Raw genomic sequence first — 1,279 nt, 5'->3', positions numbered from 1 at the left:
ACATAGCTGCCGCCGCGCCCGCTTGTTCTTTGTATGGTTGCATCACAAGTGCTTGTGCACAAGGCAACGCAATGCCATTGCGAAGAATCATCAACAATTGTCCAATCATCAAATACAAGGGCTCTACCGGGCAGAAAAACAACCACAGTGCCGCACTGATATGCAAAACAGGCGTGCAAAGCAGCATTTTCTTATTTCCGATGACGGGGCGGATGCGGTTACAAATGGTTGTGCCGCCGAGCATGCCTAACGCGGGGATCAGTGCCCACATGGCGTATTCGTCCGATGTCATCCCGATTTGGTCTTGCATGATAAAAGGCATCACGGAGACGGTCGTGATCATCAAGCTGAAGTTGAGCCAACTGATGCTCGCAAAGCTCATAAAATATCGAGACGAGAGCAAATCACGATACTGCACCAACATTTTGGCTGGAGAGGGGATTGCAGAGCGTCGTGTGATGGTCTCTTTGAATCGAAACGCAATGATGATCCAAGCTAGCGACACGTAACCCAACAATGAAATGAACACCATACTCCAGCCAAAGTGGAAGGTAATGAACCCACCAATCACAGGAGCAATCAACGGCGTGATGGACGCTGCCATAGCAATGTAAGACATCGCGACGGGAAGCTCATTCCCACTAAACTGGTCGCGAGTGGAAGCCCGAGCCAACACCGCGCAGCAACCCGTCCCCAAGCCTTGCAAAAAGCGGCCTAATACCATGCCAGTAAACGTATGGCTCCAGAAAATGATCATCAGCAAGCCAGACATTGCGATCAGCAAACCAGCGAGTAGCACTTTCTTGCGCCCTAATGCGTCGGACATGGGGCCATAGATGAACTGGGAAGGGCCAAATCCAAGTAGATAAATACTCACGAGGAGCTGCGCTTGATCGAGTGAAACTGAGAAGTCTTTGGCGATCCAAGGTAGGGAAGGCATCACTAAACCCATGCTCAGTTGGCCAACACTGATGATCAAACATGCCAATAGAATCGTGCGGAAATTGATGGGACGGTTCATGATGATTCACCATCGGCGAATCCGGCATTTTTTCGCGTTCTTAGAGCGCCATCTTCATCAAACTCGCTCAATTTTGCTTTGATTCGTTTAACCGTCGACAAGCTGACATCGCATTGCTCTGCCACGCTCAACAGCGTGTTCCCTTCTAATAGTAACGCCGCGATGAGCCGATGTTTTTCCCGGTCAGCAGGGCGGCCACGGAACTTCTGTTTCCACAAATCCGGTTGATCTTTAATGGCTTGGCGGCCTTGCTCTGCC

Annotated in this window: 2 protein-coding genes; both read right to left on the bottom strand. The window is 50.4% G+C overall.

Translation table 11 applies throughout. The features are described from left to right. Positions 1 to 1,021 (bottom strand): multidrug effflux MFS transporter (locus R7093_RS23970; protein WP_318146857.1); only part of this gene is annotated, 1,021 nt, incomplete at its 3' end. Beyond that, positions 1,018 to 1,279, bottom strand: a 262-nt coding sequence (locus R7093_RS23965) for a helix-turn-helix domain-containing protein (protein WP_318146856.1), incomplete at its 5' end; no start/stop codon positions are given. The genes R7093_RS23965 and R7093_RS23970, both read right to left, overlap by 4 nt.

This window comes from Vibrio sp. 1580 (assembly GCF_033340055.1).
Note: the sequence above shows the minus strand (reverse complement) of the source record. Positions and strands in the feature narration are given on the sequence as shown.